The following is a 251-nucleotide window of genomic DNA, read 5'->3' as shown; positions in this document are numbered from 1 at the left end:
GGGGTCGGACGCATACTGGTCCGATGGGGATGCATCAGGGCATGGTCAGTGAGAAAGAGCAGGGTGAGTTCATTCAGCGCATGTTTGAGGACATGCTGGATACCAACTACATGGGTGGGTTGATTTTCACGTGGCAGGATGAGTGGTTTAAGCGCACGTGGAACACGATGGACTTTGATAATCCGAACCGGCGTCCGTATTGGTCGAATGCGCAAACTAGTGAGCAGCAGTTTGGGTTGTTGAGCTTTGAC

1 protein-coding gene is annotated in these 251 nt (G+C 52.2%); it reads left to right on the top strand.

Annotation, left to right across the window (positions count from 1 at the left end):
• Positions 1-251 (top strand): hypothetical protein (locus RZA33_RS19650; protein ID WP_317509949.1); only part of this gene is annotated, 251 nt, incomplete at both ends.

The organism is Halovibrio sp. HP20-59 (assembly GCF_033052795.2).
Taxonomy (GTDB): Bacteria; Pseudomonadota; Gammaproteobacteria; order Pseudomonadales; family Halomonadaceae; genus Vreelandella.
Note: the sequence above shows the minus strand (reverse complement) of the source record. Positions and strands in the feature narration are given on the sequence as shown.